Consider the following 25,055-nt stretch of genomic DNA (forward strand, 5'->3'; position numbering starts at 1 on the left):
ACCGGCGTCCGACAACGCACCGCACCAGCGGGCGACATGGCCGTACCCGCCCTCCTTGACGCCGGATCAGACCAATGCCGCCCAGGGGCGCGGGGAACTGCGCGACCGGCCCCCACGCACCCGCGCTCAACAACGCACCGCACCGGCGGCCGACATGGCCATACCCGCGCTCCGTGACGCCGGATCACCCCGATGCCGCCCAGGGGCGCGGGGAACTGCGCGACCAGCCCCGACGCACCCGCGCCCGACAACGCACCGCAACCGCGACGGCGATCAGTACCCGGCGTAGGCCAGCGCAGCGAACCGGCGGAGCCGTCCGCCCCGCCACGGAGTGTCGGGCAGGCAGCTGGGCGGACGGCGCGGGATCGGGCCGCCGCACTGTACGAGGGGGAGAGCCGGCGGCCCGGCCGGCCTCTTGCGAGGTATTTCAGTCAACCGGCCGGAAACTCTGAGCGACAGTGCGCACACGCTACGGATTCGAGTACTCCGTTCACACCCCGTGTGAAGGCGCAACCACTACTCTGACGGCACTGAGCCACCGGGGGGCCTCCCATGCAGCCCAACACTCTGCTCGACGCGATCCTGGACGAGGCGGGGATCTCCCACGCGGGTCTCGCCGCCCACGTGAACCAGGCGGGCCGGACCCGGAGCCTGACCCTGCGCTACGAACACACCGCGGTGGCCCGGTGGTTGAAGGGGCAGCGGCCCCGCGGCCAGGTGCCCGACCTGATCTGCGAGGTGCTCGCGGCCCGGCTGCAACGCCCCGTCACCCTCGACGACATCGGCCTCGGCGTCCCCGGTGAACCCGCCGCACCGCACGGCACCTCCCTGTCCGGCTTCGTCGAGCGGGCCACCGCCCTGTGGCGCTGCGACGAGCAGCAGCGCCCGCACGTCCTGGGCGCGCCCGCGGTGACCGGCACACCCGCGGTCATGCCCGTGTGGGAGTGGGAGAACCCGCCCGAGGACGTCGACGTCTCGCGCGGCGGCCGGCACCGGGTGACCTCCGCCGACATCGAGATGCTGCGCGCCGCCCGCGCCCACTACGAGCAGATGTACCGCAAGGCGGGCGGCGTCGCGACCCGCACCCGGATCGTCGGTTTCCTCAACGCCGAGGCCGCACCACTGCTGCGCGGCAGCTACACCGACGAGAGGGGCCGCCAACTGCACCGTGCCACCGGCGGGTTGGTCGCGGTCGCCGGGATCTGCGCCTACGACTCCGACGCGCACGGGCTCGCCCAGCGCTACTTCCACCAGGCGCTCAGGCTGGCGAAGGCCAGCGGGGACCGGGGGCTGGGCGCCTATGTGATCGCGCTCCTGGTCAACCAGTCGTTGTTCATGCGGGAGTACCGACAGGCCGTGGCCTTCGCGGAGGCCGCGTTGCGCGCCGCCGGCAAGCACATCACCCCGGCGCTCGCCTCCGACCTGTACGCGATGCAGGCGAAGGCCTACGCCCACCTCGGTGACGGCAGCAGCGCGCTGTCCTGCATCCGGCGGGCCGAGCAGGCCGCCGAACGCATCCGGCGCGGACACGAGCCCGACGAGACGGGCTATGTCCAGCCGGGACTCGTCAACGTCCAGGTGGCGGAAGCCCTGCTCAGCCTCGGCGAACTCGCGGCGGCGTGGGAGCACGCCGCGGCGGCCGTGGACAACCCGGCCCACGACCGCGGGCGGGTGCACCGGCTCGCCATGCTCAGCACGATCGAGCTGCGCCGGGGCAACGCCGACAAGGCGGTGGCCACGGCGGTGCAGATGGCCGAGCAGGCCCGGGGGATGGAGTCCCAGCGCCTGCGCGACAGACTCAGAGCGGTGCGCGAACACCTGGTGCGCAGCGGCTGCGCGGGTACGTCCGAGGCAGCCGAACTCATCGACGGGGCACTGCGCGTACCGCTGTAGACCGGCCATCTGAGCACCGGCACTTCCTAGTCCCTGCTGCGATATTGCCACTTACTCGACGGAAGGTGGCAGAACCGTGCAGTGGACGAAGCAGAGCGAACAAACTGTGTATGAAAACCGCTGGTTCACCGTCAACCTGGCAGATGTGGAGCTGCCGGACGGGCGGCGCCTGGACCACTTCCTCATCCGACTGCGGCCCGTCGCGGTGGCCACGGTGGTCAACGACGCCAACGAGGTGCTCCTCCTGTGGCGTCACCGCTTCATCACCGACAGCTGGGGATGGGAACTCGCGGCGGGCGTCGTCGAGGACGGCGAGGACATCGCGTACGCGGCCGCCAGGGAACTCGAGGAGGAGACCGGCTGGCGGCCGGGGCCCCTGCGCCACCTGATGAGCGTGGAGCCGTCCAACGGACTGACCGACGCCCGGCACCACATCTACTGGACGGACGAGGGCGAGTACGTCGGACACCCCGTGGACGACTTCGAGTCGGACCGCAGGGAATGGGTTCCCCTCAAGCTCGTCCCCGACATGGTCGCCCGAGGGGAGGTCCCGGCCGCCAACATGGCGGCCGCGTTACTACTGCTGCATCATCTGAGGCTCGGCCAGGACGCCATGCCCTGAATCCCCCACGCGTCCCGGAAACGCACCTAGCGCCCCAGGGCCTGCCATATCGTCACGACGAGCGCGCCCACGGCGGTGAGTACCGCGACCGCGGGCAGCGGCCAGCGGGCGTGCTCCAGGGCGACCACCCGGGAGTTCAGGTCGTCGACCTCCTTGTCGGTCTCCTCGGTGCGGTGGCTGAGCAGGGCGAGCCCTCCCTCGACACGCGCGTAGGCGACGTCGAGGCGACGGCGTAACTCTGCGAGTTCTCCATGAACCACGGGATGCTCGGGGTCGGCGGTCACGAGTCCGCTCCTTTCCGTAGTCGTCACATCCCTTGCATGCGCATGGAGAGTCAACTCGCCTGGTGGGCAGGTGGGGAGAGTGTGCGACAGGCATATGCGGGCCCGGCGCGCACACGGTGTGTGAATGCCACGGGCCCGGCGCTCCGAAGAGTGCCGGGCCCTTTCCGGCCACCGTGCGTAGTCAGCCGTAGGTGTAGAAGCCCGACCCGGACTTCCGGCCCAGCCGGCCCGCGTCGACCATGCGCTGGAGCAGCGGGGGAGCGGCGTACAGCGGCTCCTTGTACTCCTCGTACATCGAGTACGCGACCGAGGCGACCGTGTCCAGGCCGATCAGGTCGGACAGCTTCAGCGGGCCCATCGGGTGGGCACAGCCGAGCTCCATGCCGTTGTCGATGTCCTCGCGGCTGGCGATGCCGGACTCGAACATCCGGATCGCGGACAGGAGGTACGGGATCAGCAGCGCGTTCACCACGAAGCCGGAGCGGTCCTGGGCGCGGATCGCGTGCTTGCCGAGCACCTTCTCGGCGAAGGCCTGGGCGCGGCTGAGGGTGCCCTCGGAGGTGGTGAGCGCGGGGATCAGCTCGACCAGCTGCTGCACCGGCGCCGGGTTGAAGAAGTGCACGCCGATGACGTGGTCGGGACGTGCGGTGGCGACCGCCAGCTTCACCAGCGGGATGGAGGAGGTGTTGGAGGCGAGGATGGCGTCCGGCCGGGTCACGACCTGGTCAAGGACCTGGAAGATCTCCGTCTTGACCTGCTCGTTCTCGACGACGGCCTCGATCACCAGATCACGGTCGGCGAACTCGCCGAGGTCGGTGGTGAAGCTCAGCCGCGCCTGCGTCGCCGCCAGCTCCTCCTCGGTGATCTTGCCGCGCTCGGCGGCCTTGGCCAGGGAGTTGAACAGCCGCGTCCGGCCGATCTCCAGGGCCTCGCCGGTGGTCTCGGCGACCTTCACGTCGAGGCCGGAGCGGGCGCTCACCTCGGCGATGCCCGCTCCCATCTGACCGCAGCCGACCACGCCGACCCGCGTGATGTCTCCCGCCGGGATGTCCGTCACATCGTCCCTTTCGCTGATCTACGGCTGTGGCAGGATCGCCGCCTGTCCGGTGCCTGCTCCGTTCGTGCACGTTACTCCCAAGTATCGATGATCGATCGCGGGGGTACGGGCATCCTGGGGCCCGGAGACGATCCGTGACCGCACGGATCCGCGGTGTATGGGGGTGTCCGGGTGGGGCGACTGTCACGTCGGGGGTTCGCGCTGGCCGCGTTGTCGACGCTCACCTCGGCCTCGGGTGCGACGGCCGCGCCGCGGCGCCGGGCCGGCACCGAGATGCGCGGGGTCTGGGTGGCGACGGTGAGCAACCGCGACTGGCCCTCGCGGCCGGGACTGCCGGCGGACCGGCAGCGGACCGAACTGCTCGCGCATCTGGACCGGGCCGTCGGGGCCCGCCTGAACACCGTGGTGTTCCAGGTGCGTCCGACGGCCGACGCGCTGTGGCCCTCGCCCCATGAGCCCTGGTCGCAGTACCTCACCGGCACCCAGGGCCGGGACCCGGGCTGGGACCCGCTCGGCACGGCGGTCGAGGAGGCGCACGCGCGGGGTCTGGAACTCCACGCCTGGTTCAACCCGTACCGCGTCGCCAACCACACGGACGTCACCAAGCTGGTCGCCTCCCACCCCGCCCGCAAGCACCCGGAGTGGGTGGTGCCGTACGGCGGGAAGCTCTACTACAACCCCGGGCTGCCCGAGGTCCGCGCCTTCGTGCAGGACGCCATGCTGGACGCGGTGCGCAGGTACCCGGTGGACGCCGTGCACTTCGACGACTACTTCTACCCGTACCCGGTGGCGGGCCAGACCTTCGACGACGACGCGGCCTACGACCGCCACGGCGGCGCCTTCCCGAACCGGGCCGCCTGGCGGCGCGACAACATCGACAGGCTGGTGCGGGAGACGGCGGCCCGGGTCAGGAGCACCCGCCCCGCCGCCCGCTTCGGCGTCAGCCCCTTCGGGGTGTGGCGCAACTCCGACACCGACCCGCTGGGCTCGGACACCCGGGCGGGCGTGCAGACCTACGACGACCTGCACGCGGACACCCGCACCTGGGTGCGTGAGGGCTGGATCGACTACCTCGTCCCGCAGCTCTACTGGAACGTCGGCTTCGCCGCCGCCGACTACGCCGAACTGCTGCGCTGGTGGGCCGAGGTGGCGAAGGGCAGCAGGACCAAGCTGTACCTGGGGGAGGCGCTCTACAAGGCCGGTGATCCGGCCCAGCCCGCGGCCTGGCAGGACCCGGCCGAGCTGTCCCGGCACCTGACTCTCGCCCGGACTCACCCGCAGGCACGCGGGCACGTCTTCTTCGCGGCCAAGGAGGTCGCGGCGGACCGCATCGGGGCGATGGCGCGGGTGGTCGCCGACCACTACCAGCGGCCGGCGAAGCCCCCGCGCTGAAAGGACCCCTGAGTCACCGGTGGGTTTCCCGGTGCCGGATCTCGGTGTCGGGGCCGGGTGAGCACACGCCCTCGTGACCGTCCTGGAAGCGGACGCGGTACGGGGGGTTGCCCTCGGGGCCCATCACTTCGACGATCTCGCCGACCTTGTCCTGCTGTCCGACCACCCTGCCGTGCTGGACAAGCTGGTCGCCCACGGTTGCATGCATCTGTCGGGCCTCCTCACCTGGTGCGGGAGCAGCGTCCGTGGCCCTGGGGCCACGGCGCCGGGCCCGGTCGAGACCGGCGCGTGCGCGCCGCTCAGCTCCGGGCCCGCTGGGTGACCGCGATGCACACCAGCACCGCCGCGGCCGTCAGTGGGGCGGCCACCGTCAGGTGCTCGCCCAGCAGCAGCACCGACCACACCAGTGTGAGCAGCGGCTGGGCCAACTGCAACTGGCTGGCCCGGGGGATGCCGACGGCCGCCATGCCCCGGTACCAGACGACCAGGCCGAGGAACTGCGAGCCCGCCGCGACCCACAGCAGCCCGGTGACGCTGTGCGCCGTCAGCCGGATGGGCTCGTACGCCAGCGCCACCGCGGCGACCGGCACGGTGAGCGGCAGGCACAGCACCAGCGCCCAGCCGATGACCTGCCAGCCCGGCATCACCCGGGCCAGCCGGCCGCCCTCGGTGTAACCGGCCGCGCACACCAGCAGCGCCCCGAACAGGTACAGATCGGCGGTGGTGAGGGCGCCGCCGCTCTGCTGCACGGTGAACGCGACCACCGCGGCGGCGCCCGCGAGCGCCGCCGCCCAGAAGGCGCGGGAGGGACGGGTACCGAACCGCAGCGCGGACAGCAGCGCGGTGGTCAGCGGGAGCAGGCCGACCACCACGGCGGCGTGCGCGGTGGTGGACGTCTGGAGTGCCAGGGTGGTCAGCAGCGGGAAGCCCACCACGACCCCGGCGCCGACGACAGCCAGCCCCGGCCGGTGCCGGCGGTCCGGCAGCGGCACCCGCAGGGCCAGCAGGCACCCACCCGCCACGAGCGCCGCGAGCACGCTGCGCAGGGCGACGAGCGTCCACGGGCCGAAGCCCTCCAGGCCCCAGGCGGTGGCGGGGAAGGTGAGGGAGAAGGCGACGACGCCGAGGGCGGCCAGCAGGGTGCCGGTGACCGGCGGCTTGGCCGGAGTGGTGACCGCTATCCGGGTCGGCGCGGTAGCGCTACTCTGTACTCTCATGCAAGAGCGTAGCAGCGTGGGTGAACTGGCGGAACGGCTGCGAAGGGAGTTGGACCGCTACTCTCCGGGTGGAAAGCTCCCGTCGAGCCGCGCACTGGTGGAGCGGTTCCGGGTGAGCCCGGTGACCGTGTCGCGGGCGCTCGCGCAGCTGGCCGCCGAGGGCCTGGTCGTCACCAGGCCGGGCGCCGGCGCGTTCCGGGCCTCGCCGCGGACGATTGCCGCCGCGACGGCCGGGGACACCTCCTGGCAGGAGGTGGCGCTGAGCGCGGACGGCGCCGCCGACCTCGTACCCCGGTCGGTGGACGCGTCCGGCGTCCTGGTCTCGCTGGCAGCGCCGCCGCCCGAGGTGATCGAGTTCAACGGCGGCTACCTCCATCCCTCGCTGCAACCGGAACGCGCGATGTCCGCGGCCCTGGCGCGCGCGGCACGCCGGCCGGGCGCGTGGGGGCGGCCGCCCATGGAGGGGCTGCCCGAGCTGCGGGAGTGGTTCGCGCGCGGCATCGGCGGCCTCACGGCGGCGGAGGTGCTGATCAGTTCGGGCGGCCAGGCCGCACTGACCACCGCCCTGCGCGCCCTCGCCCCGCCGGGTGCGCCGGTGCTGGTCGAGTCGCCCACCTATCCGGGCATGCTGGCCATCGCCCGCGCGGCCGGCCTGCGGCCCGTCCCGGTGCCGGTCGACGCGGACGGGGTACGGCCGTCCCTGCTCGCCGACGCGTTCCGGGCCACCGGCGCCCGGGTCTTCGTCTGCCAGCCGTTGTTCCAGAACCCGACCGGCGCGGTGCTCGCGCCCGAACGGCGCGGGGAGGTGCTGGGCATCGCGCGCGCGGCCGGCGCGTTCGTCGTGGAGGACGACTTCGTACGGCGGCTGGTGCACGAGGACGCCGGTCCGGTGCCGCGTCCGCTCGCCGCCGACGACCCCGACGGAGTCGTCGTGCACGTCGGCTCGCTCACCAAGGCGACCTCGCCGAGCTTCCGGGTCAGCGCGCTCGCCGCGCACGGCCCGGTCCTGGAACGGCTGCGCGCCATCCAGGTCGTCGACAGCTTCTTCGTACCGAGGCCGCTGCAGGAGGCGGCACTCGAACTGGTCGGCTCGCCGGCCTGGCCCCGCCATCTGCGGGCGGTCTCGGCGGAGCTGAAGGCGCGACGGGACGTCATGACCGCCGCCCTGCGGCTCAACCTGCCCGAACTCTCCCTCCCGCACATCCCCTCGGGCGGCTACCACCTCTGGCTGCGGCTGCCCGACGGGGGCACCTCCCCGGCGTTCGGCTCCGGCGCGGAGTGGGCCCTGACGGCGGCCGCAATGCGGGCGGGCGTCGCGATCACCCCCGGCCGCCCGTACTTCAGCGCCGAGCCGTCCGCCGGACATGTCCGCCTGAGCTTCGCGGCGGTGGCGGGAGCGGGGGAGATCGCGGAGGGCGTACGACGTCTTCGCGCTGCCTGCGACGAGGTGACCCCCGGCCACGCCCCGCGGGCGGCCCGCACACCTCACGACTGATGCCTATTGACCCTTGCACGCGCGGGGCTCACCATCGCCGCATGCATCTTCGGGTCACGTTCGTCGCCGCGGCTCGCAGTTCCCCGTTGCTCGCGGAGCGCTTCGAGGACGACCGTCCGCTGGACCGGGCCGGCTGGGACGAGGTGCAGCGCGTCGTCCAGGATCTGCTCCCGCTCGCGGCGGCCGAGCTGCGCTACTGTTCGCCGACCCCGCGCAGCCGCGCCACCGGGGACGCCCTCGGTTACGCGCCGCTGGTGCAACTCGCCCTGCGGGACTGCGACATGGGCCGGTGGCGCGGGCTGACCCTGGGCGAGGCGATGGCCCGCCAGCCGGAGGCTGTGGACGCCTGGCTGGCCGACCCGCGGGCCACCCCGCACGGCGGCGAGTCGCTGCTGGCGTTCATCTCGCGGGTCGGGAACTGGCTCGACACCCGTCCCGTCGAGGACGCCGGCCGGATCGTCGCCGTGGCCGAACCCTCGGTGATCCGGGCCGCGATCGTCTACGCCCTGAAGGCGCCGCCCTCGACGTACTGGAACATCGACGTACGGCCGCTGTCGACGACCGCCGTCATCGGCCGGATGGGCCGTTGGAACCTCCGCTTCGACGGGGTGAAGGCTCAGCCCTCGCGGGCGTAGTCGGTGGTCAGGACGAGGTCCTTGGCGGGCCCGCGGACCCGCCACACGGTTCGCCAGTGGTCCTGGTCGCGGACGGTGAACTCGCCCCGGTAGAGATCGGCCGAGCAGGGGTGGTCGGCGACATGGCGCCCCGCGGTCAGGTCCAGGTCGTGGAAGGGGCGGCCGTCGGCGAAGCGGACGTCGACGGCTCCCGGTGAACCGCCGGGCAGGAAGAGAAGGGTGCGCTCCGCGGGGCGAGGGACACCCCGCCAGGTGAAGGTGCCCCTCTCCTGGTGCAGCAGCCCACCGTCGTCCAGCCGGCCGAACGTGGTCGTACCGCCGAAGTGCCCCTCGTCGCCGCCCGCCAGATCCCGCACCGAGCGTTCCACCCGCCAGCTCCCGGCGAGATACGCCAGCAGGTCCGGTACCGGCCAGAACTCGCCCACCCGTTCCTCCCTTCCGACTCTCCCGACTCTTCCGACTCTTCCGACACTTTCGGTACCGCGCGACCCGTTGACCTCCTGAACTCCCCTCTCTATCTTGCCGTTCGAAGTGCTGATCATTGTCCGGTATTTCGAATGACGTGGGGTTGCCCCCACTTGAGCCGCGGAGTATCCATGTCACGCACCAGCACCCGCTGGAGACTCGGTCTCACGGCCACCGCCTTCCTGGTGGCGGCCGGTCTGGTCCCCGCATCCGCCCACGCCGAGGATGTCACCGACTACGCGATCACCGTCGACCCCGCCACCAAGGGCGCGACGATCGACGACACGATGTACGGCGTCTTCTTCGAGGACATCAACCGCGCCGCGGACGGCGGCCTGTACGCCGAACTCGTGCAGAACCGGTCCTTCGAGTACTCCGCCGCCGACAACTCCTCGTACACGCCCCTCACCTCCTGGACGGTCGACGGCACCGCGAAGGCCGTGGACGACGGCGGCCGGCTCAACGAGCGCAACCGCACCTACCTCTCCCTGAACGCCGGTTCGTCCGTCACCAACGCCGGCTACAACACCGGCGTCCACGTGGCCGAGGGCAAGAGGTACGACTTCTCGGTGTGGGCCCGCGCCGACGCCGGCACCACCCTGACCGTCAGCCTCCAGGACGCGGACGGATCCCTGGCCACCGCCCGCAAGGTGGCCGTACGCAAGAGCGGCTGGGCCAAGTACACCGCCACGTTCACCGCGACCCGCACCAGCTCCGTCGGCCGCCTCACCGTCGCCTCCTCGGCCGACGCGGCCCTGGACATGGTGTCGCTGTTCCCGCGTGACACCTACCGCAACGAGCCGAACGGCCTGCGCAAGGACCTCGCCGAGAAGGTCGCCGCCCTGCACCCGGGCTTCGTGCGTTTCCCCGGCGGCTGCCTGGTCAACACCGGCTCCATGGAGGACTACAGCGAGGCCTCCGGCTACCAGCGCAAGCGCTCCTACCAGTGGAAGGACACCATCGGCCCGGTCGAGCAACGGGCCACCAACGCCAACTTCTGGGGCTACAACCAGAGTTACGGCCTCGGCTACTACGAGTACTTCCGCTTCGCGGAGGACATCGGCGCGATGCCGCTGCCCGTGGTCCCGGCGCTGGTGACCGGCTGCGGCCAGAACCGGGCCGTCGACGACGAGGCGCTGCTCAAGCGGCACATCCAGGACACCCTCGACCTCATCGAGTTCGCCAACGGCCCGGTGACCTCGACCTGGGGCAAGAAGCGCGCGCGGATGGGGCACCCCAAGCCGTTCCACCTCACGCACCTGGAGGTCGGCAACGAGGAGAACCTCCCCGACGAGTTCTTCGCCCGATTCAAGCAGTTCCGCGCCGCCATCGAGGCGAAGTACCCCGGCATCACCGTGATCTCCAACTCCGGCCCGGACGACACGGGTTCGACGTTCGACACCGCCTGGCAGCTGAACCGGGACGCGAACGTCGCCATGGTCGACGAGCACTACTACAACAGTCCGCAGTGGTTCCTGCAGAACAACAACCGCTACGACTCCTACGACAGGAAGGGCCCCAAGGTCTTCCTCGGCGAGTACGCCTCACAGGGCAACGCCTTCAAGAACGGCCTCGCCGAAGCGGCCTACATGACCGGCCTGGAACGCAACGCCGACGTCGTGAAACTCGCCTCCTACGCCCCGCTGTTCGCCAACGAGGACTACGTCCAGTGGCGCCCGGACCTGGTGTGGTTCAACAACCACGCCTCCTGGAACTCCGCCAACTACGAGGTCCAGAAGCTGTTCATGAACAACGTCGGCGACCGGGTGGTGCCGTCGAAGGCCACTGGGACACCGTCCCTGCTCGCCCCGATCACCGGCGCCGTCGGCCTGTCGACCTGGGCGACCAGTGCGGCGTACGACGACGTGTTGGTCACCGACGCCGACGGGAAGACGCTGCTCACGGACGACTTCTCCGGGGACGCCGCCCAGTGGAACCACACCGGCGGCGGCAGCTGGAGCGTCCAGGACGGTCAGTACGTGCAGACGGACACCGCCGCCGAGAACACCATGGTCTCGGCCGGGGACGCCGGCTGGCACGACTACGACCTGCACGCGAAGGCCACCAAGAAGTCCGGCAAGGAGGGCTTCCTCGTCGCCTTCGGCGTCAAGGACACCGGCAACTTCTACTGGTGGAACCTGGGCGGCTGGAACAACACCCAGTCCGCCGTGGAGCAGGCCGTGGACGGCGGCAAGTCGACGCTGATGTCCAAGCCCGGCTCGGTCGAGACGGGCCGCGCCTACGACATCGACATCAAGGTGCGGGGCCGTCAGGTCACCCTCTACCTCGACGGCAAGGAGTGGGGCAGCTTCACCGACGACAAGCCCGCCGAGCCGTTCCGCCAGGTCGTCACCAAGGACAAGAAGAGCGGTGACCTGATCGTCAAGGTCGTCAACGCCCAGTCCTCGGCGGCCCGTACGGCGATCGACCTGGGCGGCACGAAGGTCGCGTCCGAGGCGAAGGTCACCACGCTGGCCGCGGCCCCGGACGCGGTGAACACGGAGACGTCCACGACGGTGGCGCCGGTGTCGTCCACCTTCTCGGGGGTGGCCGACAGGTTCACGTACACCTTCCCGGCCAACTCGGTCACGTTCCTTCGGATCAAGCAGAGGTAGCAGGCCCCGGTGTGGGCCGCTGTCCGGCGGCAGCGGCCCACACCCGAGGGTGACGGCGACGACACCGAGCACGCGCACGGTTCAGAAGAGCAACTGACGTTCATCCCCTTGTCCGGTACCGCCCGCAGTGCCATGCTCGCGACACATGTTTGCGTAAACATGCCTCGACGGACGACGTCCGGGCACCGACCGATCTGTTCGCGCCGCACGACACGACAGAGGGGATCTGACTCAGACATGCCCAGACCTGGAAGGGCGGCGGCCGTGGTGGTGACCGCCGCCTTGCTGACCGGCCTGCTTCCCACCGTCGCGGGGGCCTCCGCGTTCGGGAGCTCCGCCTCGCGTCCGCGGTACGACGCCATCCCGAACGGTCAGACGTACTACGACACCGACGGCGACCCCGTCGAGGCCCACGGTGGGGGCTTCCTCAAGCGAGGAGACACCTACTACTGGGTGGGGGAGGACAAGTCCCAGGGCAACGCCCGGTTCAACGGACTCAATCTGTACAAGTCCAAGGACCTGGAGAACTGGGAGAAGGTCAAGCAGATCCTCACGGTGGACTCCGAGGACACCCGGGGCAACAAGATCCTCACCCACGCGAAGGTGGAGCGCCCGAAGCTGCTCTACAACGAGAAGACGAAGAAGTACGTGCTGTGGGGTCACTGGGAGATGGCCGCGGACTACTCCGCCTCGGAGGTCCTCGTGGCGACCTCCAGCACCATCGACGGCCCGTACACGATCACCTCGAAGGGCCATTTCCGCCCCGGTGCGGGGAACGCCGCAGCGGAGGCGATGGGCGACCGCGTCGGTCAGCCGGTCGAGGACTTCGACACCTCGGCGAAGGACACCGCGAACAAGCAGCACGCCTACAAGCCCGTGCAGGCCGACTATCCGGCGAAGATCCTCCAGTACAAGGCCCCGGACGCCCGCACCCCCGAGAAGCTCGGTTACGTCGGTGACGACGACTACGGCACGAGCCAGGCCGGCAACTCGTGGACGTACCAGTTGAACGACATCACCCACGACACGACCGTGAAGGCCAAGGCGGTCCGGATGACCGGCTTCGACACGTCGGCGTACGACCGCTACGCGAAGGACTACAACGTCTCCACGAGCGGCTACATCGTGCGCTACCCGACGGACACGGCGTCCGACACGATGACCGCCCGGTACACGATCGGTGATCCGGGGACCTCCCACGACCAGCTGGTGGCGCCGGTGGTGTCTCCCACGCTGAAGGAGTCCTCCGACCCGTCGGTGGTGCTGGTCAACAGCCAGGACGTCGCCTTCGTCACCAGTGCGACCGCCGACTCGGTCTCGTACGTCACGACGGACGGGTCCGACCCGGCCGCCCCGGACAACACCCAGCGCCGCCGATACCGCGACGGGATGCGGATCTCCCTGGCGGGCGCCCCCGGCAAGCGGACCGTCGTCAAGGCGGTCACCGAGAAGGACGGCAAGGCCAGCGCGGTCACGTCGGTGACGTACCAGGTGGCCGAGAACGCCTCGGACGTGCCGGTGTTCGCGCCGGTCATCAACCGTGTCCCCGGCACGTACGGCACCTTCGGCTACAAGGAGTTGCGGATCTACTCCCCCTCCTACGGCGCGGAGACGTACTACACCATGGACGGCCAGGACCCGGCCCCCGCCCAGAAGGGCGACAACATCGGGTACGGCTCACGCGACCTCACCGTCCACCAGGACGAGAAGACCGGCGAGGCCTACCTCGTCACCGCGCAGGACCACATCTACATGCGGGTGTGGAAGCTGAACGACTCCTTCACGGACGTGGTGCCCGACAAGGAGTACGACATGTACGTCGGCGAGCACCGCGAGGCTCCCGCCCTCGTCCGCAACGGCGGCAGGAACGGCAGGTACGTCTACCTCATGACGTCCTACCAGTCCGGCTGGTACCCCAACCAGTCCCAGTACGGGCGTACCGAGGACCTGGACGCGGGCTTCGGCGAGCCGCGGGACGCGTACGGCTACCGCAACGGCCAGAAGGCGTGGAGCTCCCTGCAGCTCGTCGGTGACAACACCACCTACGGTTCCCAGCCCACCAAGATCCTCAACATCGGTACCGACAGCAAGCCGAGCTACGTGTACATCGGCGACCGCTGGCGCCCGGACCTCCTGCTGAAGTCGACCTATGTGGCCATGCCCCTGACCATCAGCGACAGCGGCAACGGCGGCAAGGGTCTGATGAGACTCCAGCCCACCCCGCGACTCGACCTCGACGTCAAGAACGGCAAGGTCAAGCAGCCGGACTGGAAGCTGCTCTCCCTGAACAAGCCGGTGACCGCCTCGCCCAAGGTCCGTGCCGCGGTCGGCGCGCCCACCGAGAGCCAGAGCGACTGGGAGACCACCCCCGAACAGGAGAAGACCGGGATCTACCGGCACTACGACGCCACCGAGGCCAATGACGGCAAGGACTCGGACGTCAGCGTCTACGACGACACGGAGCAGTACTACAAGAGCGCCGGGCTCCCCTTCTCCTGGCAGGTCGACCTCGGCGGGCGCCACAAGCTGGCCTGGATCGGGCTCTCGTTCAAGACGGTCGGCGGCTCGGACAACGTCCACCGCTACACCGTCTCCGCCAGCACCGACGGACAACGCTGGACGGAACTCGTCGACAACACCGAGAACAACCGGGTCGGCCACCAGATCCACGAGCTGACCGGCTCGTACCGGTACGTCAAGCTCGACGTGTACAAGTCGTTCGACCTCGCGCACGGCAAGGACGCCGACTGGTCCCGCGGGCTCTACGAGGCCTCCGTCTACGGAAAGTGAGAACCGGCGCACCGGGCCCGGCCGTGTGGTCACCGTGACCGAGAAAGGTCACTTCAGGAGACTCGAGTGTCGGGGACGGTGCCTGGCTACACAGGCCGGGCACCGTCCCCGATCCCTTCCCCGCCCGGCTCCCATGTCGCGCAGTCTCGTAGTGGTCAGCAGTAAAATGAGGGTGAGGGGCGCGGTGGCCTCAGCCCATGTGTGCGGCGAGTGCACCATCGGAGCTTGGCTCGTCTCCCAGCTGCGGGCACGCCTGTGATGCGCCGGCGACGCGCTGGAGCGTCGAAATGCGGCGGCGTCCATGGCCGGGCAGCCCGCGGGCGGTGACGCAGCGAATCCCGCTCAGGAGGTAAGGAGCCGAGACCTCCGGCAGGCCGGTCCACTGCCGACATCGATGCCGACGCGTTTCAATGCGTAGCTTGCCCTCCAATAGAATTACGGTCATACTTCAATGGTCGGCGCGTTACTGAGGGACCCGACCGCGCAAGGTTCCCGCTCCCACGGTCTTCGATCGTCGATCCCGCAGGCTGCAGCCGCAGTCGAGACCAGGCAACCGCGCCGTACCGACCCCGTCAGGGAAAGAGGGGGCGTCGCAGGTCGCAGAAACCGCACGCTGAAGGGCACGACCATGAATGACGCACAGGGCGTACAAGGCGACGTGGTGACGTCGTACAAGCTCGCGCCGAACCGCACCGTGACCGCAGGCGGGCTGACCTTCGCCTACCGCGATCTCGGCCCCAGGACCGGTACACCGGTGGTCTTCTTCAACCATCTCGCCGGGGTTCTCGACAACTGGGACCCCCGTGTCGTCGACGGTTTCGCGGCGAAGCGCCGGGTCATCACGTTCGACAACCGGGGGGTCGGCGCCACCAGCGGCACCACGCCGAAGACCATTCAGGAGATGGCCGAGGACGCCGTCACGTTCATCCGGGCGCTCGGGCTCGAGCTCGTGGACATCCACGGCTTCTCGATGGGCGGCATGATCGCCCAGGTGGTCGCGCAGACCGACCCGCAGCTCGTCCGCAGGCTGATCCTCACGGGCACCGGTCCGGCCGGCGGCGAGGGCATCAAGGACGTCACCCGGCTGTCCAACATCGACACCGTCCGGGCGCTGTTCACCCTTCAGGACCCGAAGCAGTTCCTCTTCTTCACCCGTACCGCCAACGGGCGTCGGGCCGGCAAGGAGTTTTTGGGCCGTCTGAAGGAGCGCACCGAGGACCGGGACAAGGCGATCTCCCTCACCGCCTACAGATCCCAGCTCAAGGCCATACACCGCTGGGGGCTGGAGCGGCCCCAGGACCTCTCCGTCATCCGTCAGCCCGTGCTCGTCGCCAACGGCGAGAGCGACCGGATGGTGCCGTCGAAGAACTCGTACGACCTGGCGGAGCGAGTGCCGAACAGCGAGTTGGTGATCTACCCCGACGCCGGCCACGGCGGCATCTTCCAGTTCCACCAGCAGTTCGTGGAGACGGCTGTCGAGTTCCTCGAAAGGCGGTAGCCGCCTGCTTGGCCCCCGACCCCGTTCGCGCCCGCCGTGAGGCGGCGGAAGCGGACGCGGCGCGGGTGGCTGGGCAGATCCTCGGCCCGTTCCACGGCCTGCCCGTCACGATCAAGGACAGCTTGGAGACGGCAGAGATGCGCGCCGTCCGCAGCCGTACGGATCTACGGGCGACGGGGTGGCCGTCAGGCGACGTTCACGGGGTGGGATCCTCGCGTCGAAGCACAGGGCGTAGAACCTCGATGACGCTGGCGTCGTCCACGGTGGAGGGGATCGGTTCGTCGTGGCCGTCGGCGATGCCGCGCATCGTCCTGCGAAGGATCTTTCCCGATCGGGTCTTGGGCAGGGCGGCGACGACCGCGACGCTCTTGAGCGAGGCGACGGCGCCGATGCGGTCGCGTACGAGTTGGACGAGTTCGGCCTCGACCTCGGTCGCGTCGCGGCTGACGCCGGATTTGAGGACGACGAAACCGCGCGGCACTTGTCCCTTCAGCGCATCGGCGACGCCGATGACGGCGCATTCCGCGACATCGGGATGAGCCGCCAGGGCTTCCTCCATGCTTCCGGTGGACAGTCGGTGGCCGGCGACGTTGATGACGTCGTCGGTGCGGCCCATGACGAAGACGTAGCCGTCCTCGTCGATGTGCCCGCTGTCCCCGGTGAGGTAGTAGCCGTCGAAGGCGGAGAGGTAGGAGGCGATGTAGCGGTCGTCGTCGTTCCAGAGGGTGGGGAGCGCGCCTGGCGGCAGGGGCAGCTTCACGACGATGGCACCCTCGACGCCCGCGGGTACCGGATCGCCCGACCGGTCGAGGACGCGCACGTCCCAGCCCGGCAGGGGACGGGTCGAGGAACCGGGCTTGACGGGCGCGGCTTCGATGCCCATGGGGTTGGCGACGATGGGCCAGCCGGTCTCGGTCTGCCACCAGTGGTCGATCACCGGGATGTCCAGAAGGGCGCTCGCCCAGTGGTACGTCTCGGGGTCGAGGCGCTCACCCGCGAGGAAGAGGTGGCGCAGGCCGGTCAGGTCGTAGTCCGCGGTGAGCGAGCCGTGCGGGTCCTCCTTGCGGATGGCCCGGAAGGCGGTCGGGGCGGTGAACATCGTCTTGACGCCGTACTCGGCGGCGACGCGCCAGAACTGGCCCGCGTCCGGGGTGCCGACCGGCTTGCCCTCGTACAGGACGGTCGTGGCGCCGGCCAGCAGCGGCCCGTAGACGATGTACGAGTGCCCGACGACCCAGCCCACGTCCGAGCCGGTGAACATCGTCTCGCCGGGGCCCACGTCGTACACCGCGCCCATCGACCAGTGCAGGGCCACCGCGTAGCCGCCGCAGTCACGCACGACCCCCTTGGGTTTTCCGGTGGTTCCGGACGTGTAGAGGATGTACAGGGGCGCGTTCGCGGGGACGGAAACGCAGTCGGCCGGTGGTGCCGCGGCGACCAGGTCAGCCCAGTCGAGGTCGTCGGTCCCCAACTCGGCCCGCTCCTGCGGGCGTTGTAGGATCACGCACTTCTCCGGCTTGTGGGCCGCGAGTTCGATCGCGCGGTCGAGCAGCGCCTTGTACGCGATGACCCTCTTGCCCTCGATGCCGCAGGAGGCGGAGACGACCACCTTCGGGGCGGCGTCGTCGATGCGGACCGCGAGCTCGTGCGGGGCGAACCCGCCGAAGACCACCGAGTGGACCGCGCCGATCCGTGCACAGGCCAGCATCGCGACGGCGGCCTCGGGGACCATCGGCATGTAGATCACCACCCGGTCGCCCTGTTCCACACCGAGTCGCGCCAGCCCTCCGGCGAAGGCCGCCACCTCGTCCCTCAGCTGCGCGTAGGTGAAGGTGCGGCGGGTGTCGGTCACGGGTGAGTCGTAGACGAGCGCGGGTTGATCGCCCCGCCCCGCTTCGACGTGCCGGTCGAGCGCGTTGAAGCAGACGTTGAGCCGCCCGTCGGGAAACCAGCGGTAGAAGGGTGCGCCGGAGGCGTCCAGGGCGCGGTGCGGAGCGACATCCCAGTCGATGCCCTCCGCCGCCGTCAGCCAGAAGCTCTCCGGGTCTTCGGTGCTGGCGCGGAAGACGTCCTCGTACATTCCCATGTGCGCACTCCTTTGTGGCATCCAGGGGCCGGCGGTGGCGGCAGGCGGCATGCTGTCGAAACGCATACCCGATGTGGCCGGAATGGTCGAGCAGGATGGGATGCCGGATGCCGGATGCCGGATGCCGGATGCCGGATACCGGATTCCCGGGCACCGGCATCGCGGTGGGGCCGGCGAGTTCTGTCGGCAGCGGGCCTCCGCCATCAGGTGCCGGTCAGGCGCCGAGGTGCGTGCGGAGCCACTGCCCCATCCGCCCGATCGCCTCGTCCACCTCGGGCACGCGGCCCGCGCCCAGGACGAACGAGTGCTGGCCCTCGGGAACCCCGTGGGTCTCGGAGGTGACCTTGAAGTCGGCGAGCCGGCGCCCGAGCTCGGCACCGTCGTCGGCGAGGGTCTCGTACTCGCCGTAGAAGACGAGCGTGGGAGGCAGGCCGGTCAGGTCGGCGTTGGCGATGCTGACCTGGGGGTCGGCGATGTCCAGGGCGGGGTCCTGCACCCAGGCCCCTCGGAAGAGTTCGAGGATGGCGCGGCTGAGCATCTTGTCGTTCGCCTCGTTGGCGTCCACGGACTTGTTCTGGAGGGTCAGGTCGGTCCAGGGCGAGACGCTGACGATCGCACCGGGGGTGGGCTCGCCCTTGGCCAGCAGGCGCAGCGGCAGCAGGATCGCGAGCGTGCCGCCGATGGAGTGGCCGGTGCTGCCGATGTTACGGGGCTCGTATCCCTGGGAGAGCAGCCACCGGTAGGCCGTCTCGACGTCGTCCAGCTGCGCCGGGTAGGGGTACTCCGGCGCCAGGCGGAAGTCCACCACCAGGGAGCGGACTCCGGCAGCCTTGGCGATGTGGCCGGCTGCCTTGCGGTCGGAGTGCATCGAGGCGGTGACCGATCCACCGAAGTGGAAGTGGAGCAGCGCCTTGCCGGGGGCGGCGCCCTCGGGGATGGCCCACAGGGCGGGTACGCCGTCCGCGTCCACCTCGGCGTACGTGACGCCTTCCGGTTCGGTCGACGCCCTGTGGTTCGAGTCGACGATGTCGCGGACGATCCCCAGGTCGAGACCCGGCGTCGCGGACTTGGCGCTCACGCCGGCGAGGAACTCCGCGAACTCGTGTGCTTCTTTGCTGACGCCCATGATGGCGCTCCTTCTCGGATGGGTGCCGGGACGGGCTCTCCGCGCGGCAGCCGGATCAATGTGCCGGTGACGCTACCGTCTGAGTATCGGAAAGTAAACTCAGCTTCGGTTAGTATTCCTCCATGGATGTGTGGAATGAAGGTCGCGCGGATGCCGAGATGGCCCCTGGCCGTGAGCGGGATATGTCGAACTGCACGATTGCGCGGACCCTGGAGATCATTGGGGAGAAGTGGACGATCCTGATCCTTCGGGAGATCTGGTACGGCTCGTCCCGGTTCAGTGACTTCGAACGCGTCCTCGGATGCCCTCGCAACCTGCTCGCGACACGACTGCGGATGCTGGTGGAGGAAGGGATCCTGGCCACCGAGACGTACAAGGAGCCCGGCTCGCGGAGTCGGCCGAAGTACGTGATCACCCCCAAGGGCATCGATCTGGTGCCGGCCGTGATGGGGCTCATGCAGTGGGGTGATCAATACTGCTCCGCCCCGGACGGGCCCCCGGTGCTGATGCGCCATCACGCGTGCGGCGCGCAGGTCGAGGTCCAGCTGCGCTGCCAGGAAGGTCATCCTGTGCCTGTGGAAGAGTTGGACCGCGTCCCCGGCCCTGGATTTCGCACGAAGCCGGTCGGGTGAGCCCGGCGAGCGGTGTACGGCCGCGTCCCTGACCGCGCTGCACCGCGGTGCGCCCCATGCGCGGCCGCCGGGTGAATTCTCGCCCGCGCCCGCGCCGGCTTGCGGGCTCGACGGGGAGGTCCGTACCGCCCATCACCTCGGCTGCTGAGAAAACCATGACGCCCCTCTTCAGGGGAGCTGCGGGTAGAGCGCCGAGACGCCTCCGGACAGCGCGGCCTGCGCCTGGCGGGCGGCGTCGTCCGCGAGGATCTCGTAGTCGCCGGCGGCGAGGCCGTCGACGGCGATCCGGGCGATGTCCGCGGGGTCGGACTTGGCCGCGTCGACCGCCCGGACCATGTCGGTGTCCATGTAGCCGACGTGCAGTCCGGACACCCGGATGCCGCGGTCTGCGAGCTGCACGCGCAGGGTGTTGGTGAGCGACCACTCCGCGGACTTGGCGGCGCAGTAGGCCCCGAGTTCCGGGAAGCTGACCCAGGACAGGCCGGACAGGACGTTCAGGATCGCCCCGCCGCCGTTGGCCGCGATCTGAGGCGCGAAGCTCCGGACCACCGAGAGGGTGCCGACGTAGTGGGTGTCCATCTCCAGGCGGATCTCGTCCAGATCGGCCGTGAGTACATCGGCGCCCGTGGACGATCCCGCGTTGTTGATCAGGACGGTCACGTCACCGGTGGCTTCCGCCGCGGCCGCGACGGACGCGGGGTCGGTGATGTCGAGCGCGACCGGCTTGGCGCCGGGCAGGTCGACCTGGTCCGGGTTGCGCGCGCCGGCGTAGACCGTGGCGCCCCGGCTGAGGAGCTCGGCGGCGAGGGCGCGGCCGAAGCCCCGGTTGGCGCCGGTGACAAGAACAGTGCTGGTGGAGATGTCCATGGAAGGTTCCTGGTCAGGTGGGAAAGGAGTGGTCACTTTGAATTACGAACGTAATTCTATGGAGGGCGAGCCTCTGATCGCAAGTGCTCTGCGCGGTGAGCGGTGTGAGGCGTGACCTGGGCGACGCACGGCCGTCGGTGACGAAGGGAACGCGGCGCACCTCGCCCGCACCCGCTGCACCTGCTGGGTCTCACGACTGGACGAACCTATGCTGGCTGTCATGAGGCGGACATCCTTTGCGCAGTGGCCCTGCTCGATCGCCCGGACCATGGATCTGCTCGGGGACTGGTGGACACCGCTGGTGCTGCGCGAGGCCTTTTACGGGATCCGGCGGTTCGACGCCTTCCAGGAGGCGCTGGGGATCGCCCGCAACACGCTGGCGGACCGGCTGAAGAGGCTGGTGGAGGAAGGGCTGCTGGAAAAGCGGCCCTACCAGACGGAGCCGGTTCGGTACGACTACGTGCTCACCGAGAAGGGTCGTGACTTCTACGGCGTGCTGCTCGTGATGAACCGCTGGGGAGACCGCTGGCTGGCCGGTGAAGCGGGCCCGCCGGTGGCGATGCATCACGACCTCTGTGGACAGGAGAGTCATGCCGAGGTGGTGTGCGCGGCTTGCGGCGAGCCGATGACCGCGGAGAACACCCGTCCCCGGATGGGCCCGGGCTATCCACCGCACCTGGCTGAGCGGCCGGATGTGCGGGAGCGTTTCGCCGGCTGAGCCGCCGGCTCCGTGGGGCTGCCCGTCATCCTTGACAAGTAAGTCTATCTACGCAACTTTACTGGTCAGTACCTCGAACGAGGTGTCGGATGATCAAGGAGGCTGCCAGAACATGGAGTGGACGGGCGCGCGTTATGCGGACAAGCCGACGGTCGAGGTCCACGCCTGGATCGCAGCCCCACCGGAGAAGGTGTGGGCATTGGTGTCCGACGTCGAGCTGATGCCGCGCATGAGTTCCGAACTGCAGTCGGTGGAATGGCTGGACGGCAGGAGCGGCCCGGCCCTGGGGGCCCGGTTCATCGGCCGCAGCAAGCACGAGGCGCTCGGGGAGTGGGCCACCACGTCGCACATCGTCGAGTACGAGCCGTCGAAGGTGCTCGCCTGGGCGGTCGAGGATCCGCAGGACCCCACGGCCATCTGGCGGTTCACCCTGGAACCGCGCGACGGGGGCACTCTGCTGCGGGAATGGATGCAGATGGGGCCGGCTCGCTCGGGCCTCTCCTTCGCCATCGATCGCATGCCCGAGAAGGAGCAGAAGATCGTCTTCGTGCGCATGCGGGAGTTCGAGGCCAACATGACCACCACGCTCCACGAGGTCAAGAAGCTGGCCGAGAACGCCCAGACCCCGGGTGAGGCGGGCCTCTGATGCGTACGTCCACCACGATCGAAGCCTCCGGGGGCGACTGGCGGGAGCTTGTCGACTACGTCACCGAGGCGGAGAAACTCGGTCTGGACATCTGCTGGGTGGCGGAGGCGTGGGGCGCTGAGGCGCCCTCCCCGTTGGGTTATCTCGCCGCGAGGACCGAGCGCATGCTGCTCGGTTCGGGGATCATCCAGCTCGGCACCCGCACGCCCATGGCCATCGCCCGCGCCGCGATCACGCTGTCGCAGATTTCCGAGGGGCGCTTCCTCCTCGGACTGGGCCCTTCCGGACCGCAGGTGATCGAGGGGCTGCACGGCGTGCCCTTCGACCGGCCGCTGTCCCGGATGCGCGAGACCGTCGAGATCGTGCGACAGGCCGCCTCCGGCGACAAGATCTCCTACTCCGGGCGGGAGTTCCAGATCCCGCTGCCGGGCGAAGCGAAGCCCATGCGTCTGGCGGTGCGCGCCGAGTACGACGTCCCCGTCTACCTGGCGACCCTCTCGCCGAAGATGCTGCGCCTGACCGGTGAGATCGCCAACGGCTGGCTGGGCACCAGCTTCGTGCCCGAGGGTGCCAAGGAGGCGTACTTCGACCACTTGGACCAGGGTCTGGCCGCCGCCGGTCGTGCCCGCTCCGACCTCGACATCTGCCAGGGCGCCGAGGTCGCCTTCGCCGAAGACGAGGACGCCCTGCGCGCGATGGTGGCCGGACGCAAGAAGGAGCTGGCCTTCAGTCTCGGTGGCATGGGCTCCGTGACCACGAACTTCTACAACAACGCCTACAGCCGCCAGGGATGGGCCGATGTGGCGGCCGCCGTCCGGACGCGTTGGCAGGCCGGGGACCGGGATGGTGCGGCCCGCCTGGTCACCGACGAGATGGTGCTGGCGACCACGCTGATCGGAACCGAGGACATGGTCCGCGAGCGACTGCGTGTGTGGCGCGACGCCGGCGTCGACACCGTCCGCTTCTATCCCGCCGGCGAGACCCTCGGTGCCCGGCTCGCGACGCTCGGTCGGGCCATCGACATCGTTCGCGACATCGAGGACGAGGCGGCAGGGTAGCGACATGGCCGGACCGGCTGCCCACGTCCGACCATGAGCACGAGGCCGACGAGGTGCCCGCCCGCCGTCGATGATTGCTGAGCGGGCATAGATCACGGAACCGGGGTGCTGAAGTGGACGCCGGGGTGACTAGGAACAGGTTTGTTCGAACGGGAGCGAGTCGGTCCCTTGTGGGAAGCCGGCCACCCCAGTGGAAAGGAACCGTCCATGGACGAGCAGGATGAGCGCTTCGACGTCGTCGTACTCGGCGCGGGCCCAGGCGGGTACGTTGCCGCCATCCGGGCCGCCCAACTGGGCAAGCGCGTCGCGGTGGTCGAGGAGAAGTACTGGGGAGGCGTCTGTCTGAACGTGGGCTGCATCCCGACCAAGGCTCTGTTGCGCAATGCCGAACTGGCACACCTCTTCACGCGCGAGGCGAAGACCTTCGGCATCAAGGTCGACGGAGAGGTCTCCTTCGACTATGGCGAGGCGTTCCGCCGCAGCCGGAAGGTCGCGGACGGTCGTGTCAAGGGCGTCCACTACCTGATGAAGAAGAACAAGATCACGGAGATCAGTGGGCGCGGTACCTTCCTCGACCCTCACACGCTCCAGGTGGTGGACTACGACGGCAACACCCGTAACGTCGGTTTCGACCACTGCGTCATCGCGGCCGGGGCGACCCCGAAGCTGCTGCCCGGCACGCGTCGCACGTCGCGTGTGGTGACGTTCGAGGAGCAGATCCTCGCCGACGATCTGCCGGAGTCGATCGTGATCGCCGGTGCCGGCGCGATCGGCATCGAGTTCGCGTACGTCCTGCACAACTACGGCGTGAAGGTCACCATCGTCGAGTTCCTGGAGCGGATCGCCCCGCTGGAGGACGCCGAGGTGTCCGCCGAACTTGCCAAGCAGTACCGGCGGTTGGGCATTGACGTTCTCACTTCGACTCGTGTCGAGTCGATCGACGAGTCGGGCGCGCAGGTCCGCGTCACGGTCACCGACAAGGACGGCACCCAGAAGGTACTGGAGGCCGACAAGGTCCTGCAGGCGATCGGCTTCGCGCCGAATGTCACCGGCTACGGTCTGGACAACACGGGCGTGCGGGTCACCGAGCGCGGCGCGATCGACATCGACGGCCGCTGCCGCACCTCCGTGCCGCACATCTACGCCATCGGCGACGTCACCGCCAAGCTGATGCTGGCGCACGCCGCCGAGGCGATGGGTGTGGTCGCCGCCGAGACGCTCGCGGGCGCGGAGACGATGGAGTTGGACTACGTGATGATTCCGCGGTCCACCTTCTGCCAGCCCCAGATCGCCAGCTTCGGCTACACCGAGGCGCAGGCCCGCGAGAAGGGCTTCGACGTCCAGGTGGCCACGTTCCCGTTCACCGCGAACGCCAAGGCCCACGGCCTGGGCGATGCGACCGGCTTCGTGAAGCTGATCAGCGACGCCAAGTACGGTGAGCTCCTCGGTGGCCACCTCATCGGCCCCGACGTCACCGAACTCCTCCCCGAGCTGACCCTCGCCCAGCAGTGGGACCTCACCGTCCACGAGGTCGCCCGCAACGTCCACGCCCACCCCACCCTGGGCGAGGCGGTCAAGGAAGCCGTCCACGGCCTCGCCGGCCACATGATCAATATGTAGCGGGGTGGCGACCCCTGGTGCCCCCGGGTAGGTCGAGAAACGCGGTGGGGTTGGTCCGCCACCGCGTTCGCAGGGCGGTGTTCCCGGTCGCGTTCGCTGGATTGGGCGACAGGGCGCCGCGGAAGGTGCGCCGGTAGGCGATGGGGGAGACGCCGATGGCGGCGTGCAGGTGTTCGCGCAGCGAGGTGCCTCCGGCGAAGCCGACCTGGCCGGCGATGTCGTCGACGGTGAAGCGGCGGGCGAAGGTGCGCAGGCTCATGTGGGAGTGCTCGGCGAGGTCGGCCAGGGTCATGGGCTCGTGGAGGTTCTTCAGCGCCCACTGGCCACGATCCCGCCGAC

Annotated in this window: 21 protein-coding genes and 1 pseudogene; 13 read left to right on the forward strand and 9 right to left on the reverse strand. The window is 69.7% G+C overall.

Translation table 11 applies throughout. The annotated features are described in order from the left end of the window. The first annotated feature begins 552 nt into the window (after positions 1 to 552). Entirely contained in the window at positions 553 to 1,893 is a 1,341-nt protein-coding gene (locus ACFYRY_RS35150) for a transcriptional regulator (protein WP_389155102.1), read from the forward strand. A 76-nt stretch (positions 1,894 to 1,969) separates the two neighbouring features. Further along, entirely contained in the window at positions 1,970 to 2,515 is a 546-nt protein-coding gene (locus tag ACFYRY_RS35155; protein WP_389155105.1) for an NUDIX hydrolase, read from the forward strand. Between the two features lie 26 nt (positions 2,516 to 2,541). Here the strand turns inward: ACFYRY_RS35155 and ACFYRY_RS35160 are convergent, their stop codons facing one another. Both ACFYRY_RS35160 and ACFYRY_RS35165 read right to left on the reverse strand, forming a co-directional pair. Continuing rightward, positions 2,542 to 2,799, reverse strand: a complete 258-nt coding sequence (locus ACFYRY_RS35160; RefSeq protein ID WP_389155108.1) for a hypothetical protein — start codon at positions 2,797 to 2,799, stop codon at positions 2,542 to 2,544. Positions 2,800 to 2,980: 181 nt separating this feature from the next. Next, a complete protein-coding gene (locus ACFYRY_RS35165) occupies positions 2,981 to 3,856 on the reverse strand; it encodes a 3-hydroxybutyryl-CoA dehydrogenase (protein ID WP_389155111.1) in 876 nt (291 codons plus the stop codon). Positions 3,857 to 4,027: 171 nt separating this feature from the next. Between ACFYRY_RS35165 and ACFYRY_RS35170 the strand changes: the two genes are divergently transcribed. Continuing rightward, the gene (locus tag ACFYRY_RS35170; protein WP_389155114.1) at positions 4,028 to 5,248 is read left to right on the forward strand and encodes a glycoside hydrolase family 10 protein; all 1,221 of its coding nucleotides are present in this window, start codon (positions 4,028 to 4,030) and stop codon (positions 5,246 to 5,248) included. 13 nt (positions 5,249 to 5,261) lie between these two features. On the opposite strand, the gene ACFYRY_RS35175 is transcribed toward ACFYRY_RS35170, so the two are convergent. Both ACFYRY_RS35175 and ACFYRY_RS35180 read right to left on the reverse strand, forming a co-directional pair. After that, a complete protein-coding gene (locus ACFYRY_RS35175; protein ID WP_389155117.1) occupies positions 5,262 to 5,456 on the reverse strand; it encodes a DUF1918 domain-containing protein in 195 nt (64 codons plus the stop codon). A 91-nt stretch (positions 5,457 to 5,547) separates the two neighbouring features. Further along, positions 5,548 to 6,465, reverse strand: coding sequence for a DMT family transporter (locus ACFYRY_RS35180; protein ID WP_389155120.1), 918 nt, complete (start codon positions 6,463 to 6,465; stop codon positions 5,548 to 5,550). Between ACFYRY_RS35180 and ACFYRY_RS35185 the strand changes: the two genes are divergently transcribed. Next, on the forward strand, positions 6,464 to 7,960 hold the full coding sequence (locus ACFYRY_RS35185) for a PLP-dependent aminotransferase family protein (RefSeq protein ID WP_389155123.1): 1,497 nt from the start codon (positions 6,464 to 6,466) through the stop codon (positions 7,958 to 7,960). The genes ACFYRY_RS35180 and ACFYRY_RS35185 overlap by 2 nt on opposite strands. A gap of 41 nt (positions 7,961 to 8,001) precedes the next feature. Beyond that, positions 8,002 to 8,595, forward strand: coding sequence for a histidine phosphatase family protein (locus ACFYRY_RS35190; RefSeq protein ID WP_389155126.1), 594 nt, complete (start codon positions 8,002 to 8,004; stop codon positions 8,593 to 8,595). On the opposite strand, the gene ACFYRY_RS35195 is transcribed toward ACFYRY_RS35190, so the two are convergent. After that, on the reverse strand, positions 8,577 to 9,020 hold the full coding sequence (locus ACFYRY_RS35195) for a DUF6314 family protein (RefSeq protein WP_389155129.1): 444 nt from the start codon (positions 9,018 to 9,020) through the stop codon (positions 8,577 to 8,579). The genes ACFYRY_RS35190 and ACFYRY_RS35195 overlap by 19 nt on opposite strands. Before the next feature lie 171 nt (positions 9,021 to 9,191). On the opposite strand from ACFYRY_RS35195, the gene ACFYRY_RS35200 reads away from it, so the two are divergent. The 3 genes from ACFYRY_RS35200 to ACFYRY_RS35210 all read left to right on the forward strand — a co-directional run bounded on the left by ACFYRY_RS35200 (position 9,192) and on the right by ACFYRY_RS35210 (position 15,963). Beyond that, the gene (locus ACFYRY_RS35200) at positions 9,192 to 11,675 is read left to right on the forward strand and encodes an alpha-L-arabinofuranosidase C-terminal domain-containing protein (protein ID WP_389155132.1); all 2,484 of its coding nucleotides are present in this window, start codon (positions 9,192 to 9,194) and stop codon (positions 11,673 to 11,675) included. Positions 11,676 to 11,912: 237 nt separating this feature from the next. Next, positions 11,913 to 14,465: a discoidin domain-containing protein gene (locus ACFYRY_RS35205; RefSeq protein WP_389155135.1), complete on the forward strand. Its 2,553-nt coding sequence runs from the start codon at positions 11,913 to 11,915 to the stop codon at positions 14,463 to 14,465. Between the two features lie 628 nt (positions 14,466 to 15,093). Beyond that, on the forward strand, positions 15,094 to 15,963 hold the full coding sequence (locus ACFYRY_RS35210; RefSeq protein ID WP_389155138.1) for an alpha/beta fold hydrolase: 870 nt from the start codon (positions 15,094 to 15,096) through the stop codon (positions 15,961 to 15,963). Positions 15,964 to 16,159: 196 nt separating this feature from the next. On the opposite strand, the gene ACFYRY_RS35215 is transcribed toward ACFYRY_RS35210, so the two are convergent. Both ACFYRY_RS35215 and ACFYRY_RS35220 read right to left on the reverse strand, forming a co-directional pair. Continuing rightward, positions 16,160 to 18,049, reverse strand: a complete 1,890-nt coding sequence (locus ACFYRY_RS35215) for a propionyl-CoA synthetase (protein WP_389155141.1) — start codon at positions 18,047 to 18,049, stop codon at positions 16,160 to 16,162. Between the two features lie 214 nt (positions 18,050 to 18,263). Next, positions 18,264 to 19,175: an alpha/beta hydrolase fold domain-containing protein gene (locus tag ACFYRY_RS35220; protein ID WP_389155143.1), complete on the reverse strand. Its 912-nt coding sequence runs from the start codon at positions 19,173 to 19,175 to the stop codon at positions 18,264 to 18,266. Between the two features lie 122 nt (positions 19,176 to 19,297). Between ACFYRY_RS35220 and ACFYRY_RS35225 the strand changes: the two genes are divergently transcribed. Continuing rightward, a complete protein-coding gene (locus ACFYRY_RS35225; protein WP_389155146.1) occupies positions 19,298 to 19,807 on the forward strand; it encodes a winged helix-turn-helix transcriptional regulator in 510 nt (169 codons plus the stop codon). Between the two features lie 168 nt (positions 19,808 to 19,975). Here ACFYRY_RS35225 and ACFYRY_RS35230 read toward each other — a convergent pair whose 3' ends face one another. Beyond that, complete coding sequence (locus ACFYRY_RS35230; protein ID WP_389155148.1) at positions 19,976 to 20,674, reverse strand: SDR family oxidoreductase; 699 nt, start codon at positions 20,672 to 20,674, stop codon at positions 19,976 to 19,978. 268 nt (positions 20,675 to 20,942) lie between these two features. On the opposite strand from ACFYRY_RS35230, the gene ACFYRY_RS35235 reads away from it, so the two are divergent. The 4 genes from ACFYRY_RS35235 to lpdA all read left to right on the forward strand — a co-directional run bounded on the left by ACFYRY_RS35235 (position 20,943) and on the right by lpdA (position 24,716). Beyond that, positions 20,943 to 21,392 carry a winged helix-turn-helix transcriptional regulator gene (locus tag ACFYRY_RS35235; protein WP_389155151.1) on the forward strand — a complete coding sequence of 150 codons (450 nt, stop codon included), beginning with the start codon at positions 20,943 to 20,945 and terminating at the stop codon, positions 21,390 to 21,392. A gap of 112 nt (positions 21,393 to 21,504) precedes the next feature. Beyond that, positions 21,505 to 22,038, forward strand: a complete 534-nt coding sequence (locus ACFYRY_RS35240) for an SRPBCC family protein (protein WP_389155154.1) — start codon at positions 21,505 to 21,507, stop codon at positions 22,036 to 22,038. Beyond that, the gene (locus ACFYRY_RS35245; RefSeq protein ID WP_389155156.1) at positions 22,038 to 23,096 is read left to right on the forward strand and encodes an LLM class flavin-dependent oxidoreductase; all 1,059 of its coding nucleotides are present in this window, start codon (positions 22,038 to 22,040) and stop codon (positions 23,094 to 23,096) included. The genes ACFYRY_RS35240 and ACFYRY_RS35245 overlap by 1 nt, the downstream gene beginning before the upstream one ends. Before the next feature lie 207 nt (positions 23,097 to 23,303). Beyond that, positions 23,304 to 24,716: a dihydrolipoyl dehydrogenase gene (gene lpdA / locus ACFYRY_RS35250; protein ID WP_389155159.1), complete on the forward strand. Its 1,413-nt coding sequence runs from the start codon at positions 23,304 to 23,306 to the stop codon at positions 24,714 to 24,716. Here the strand turns inward: lpdA and ACFYRY_RS35255 are convergent. Continuing rightward, positions 24,706 to 25,035, reverse strand: a pseudogene (locus ACFYRY_RS35255) (hypothetical protein); the annotation flags it as partial. The gene lpdA and the pseudogene ACFYRY_RS35255 sit on opposite strands and share 11 nt — an antisense overlap. Between the last annotated feature and the right edge of the window lie 20 nt (positions 25,036 to 25,055).

It is taken from the genome of Streptomyces sp. NPDC005263 (assembly GCF_042872365.1).
GTDB lineage: Bacteria > Actinomycetota > Actinomycetes > Streptomycetales > Streptomycetaceae > Streptomyces.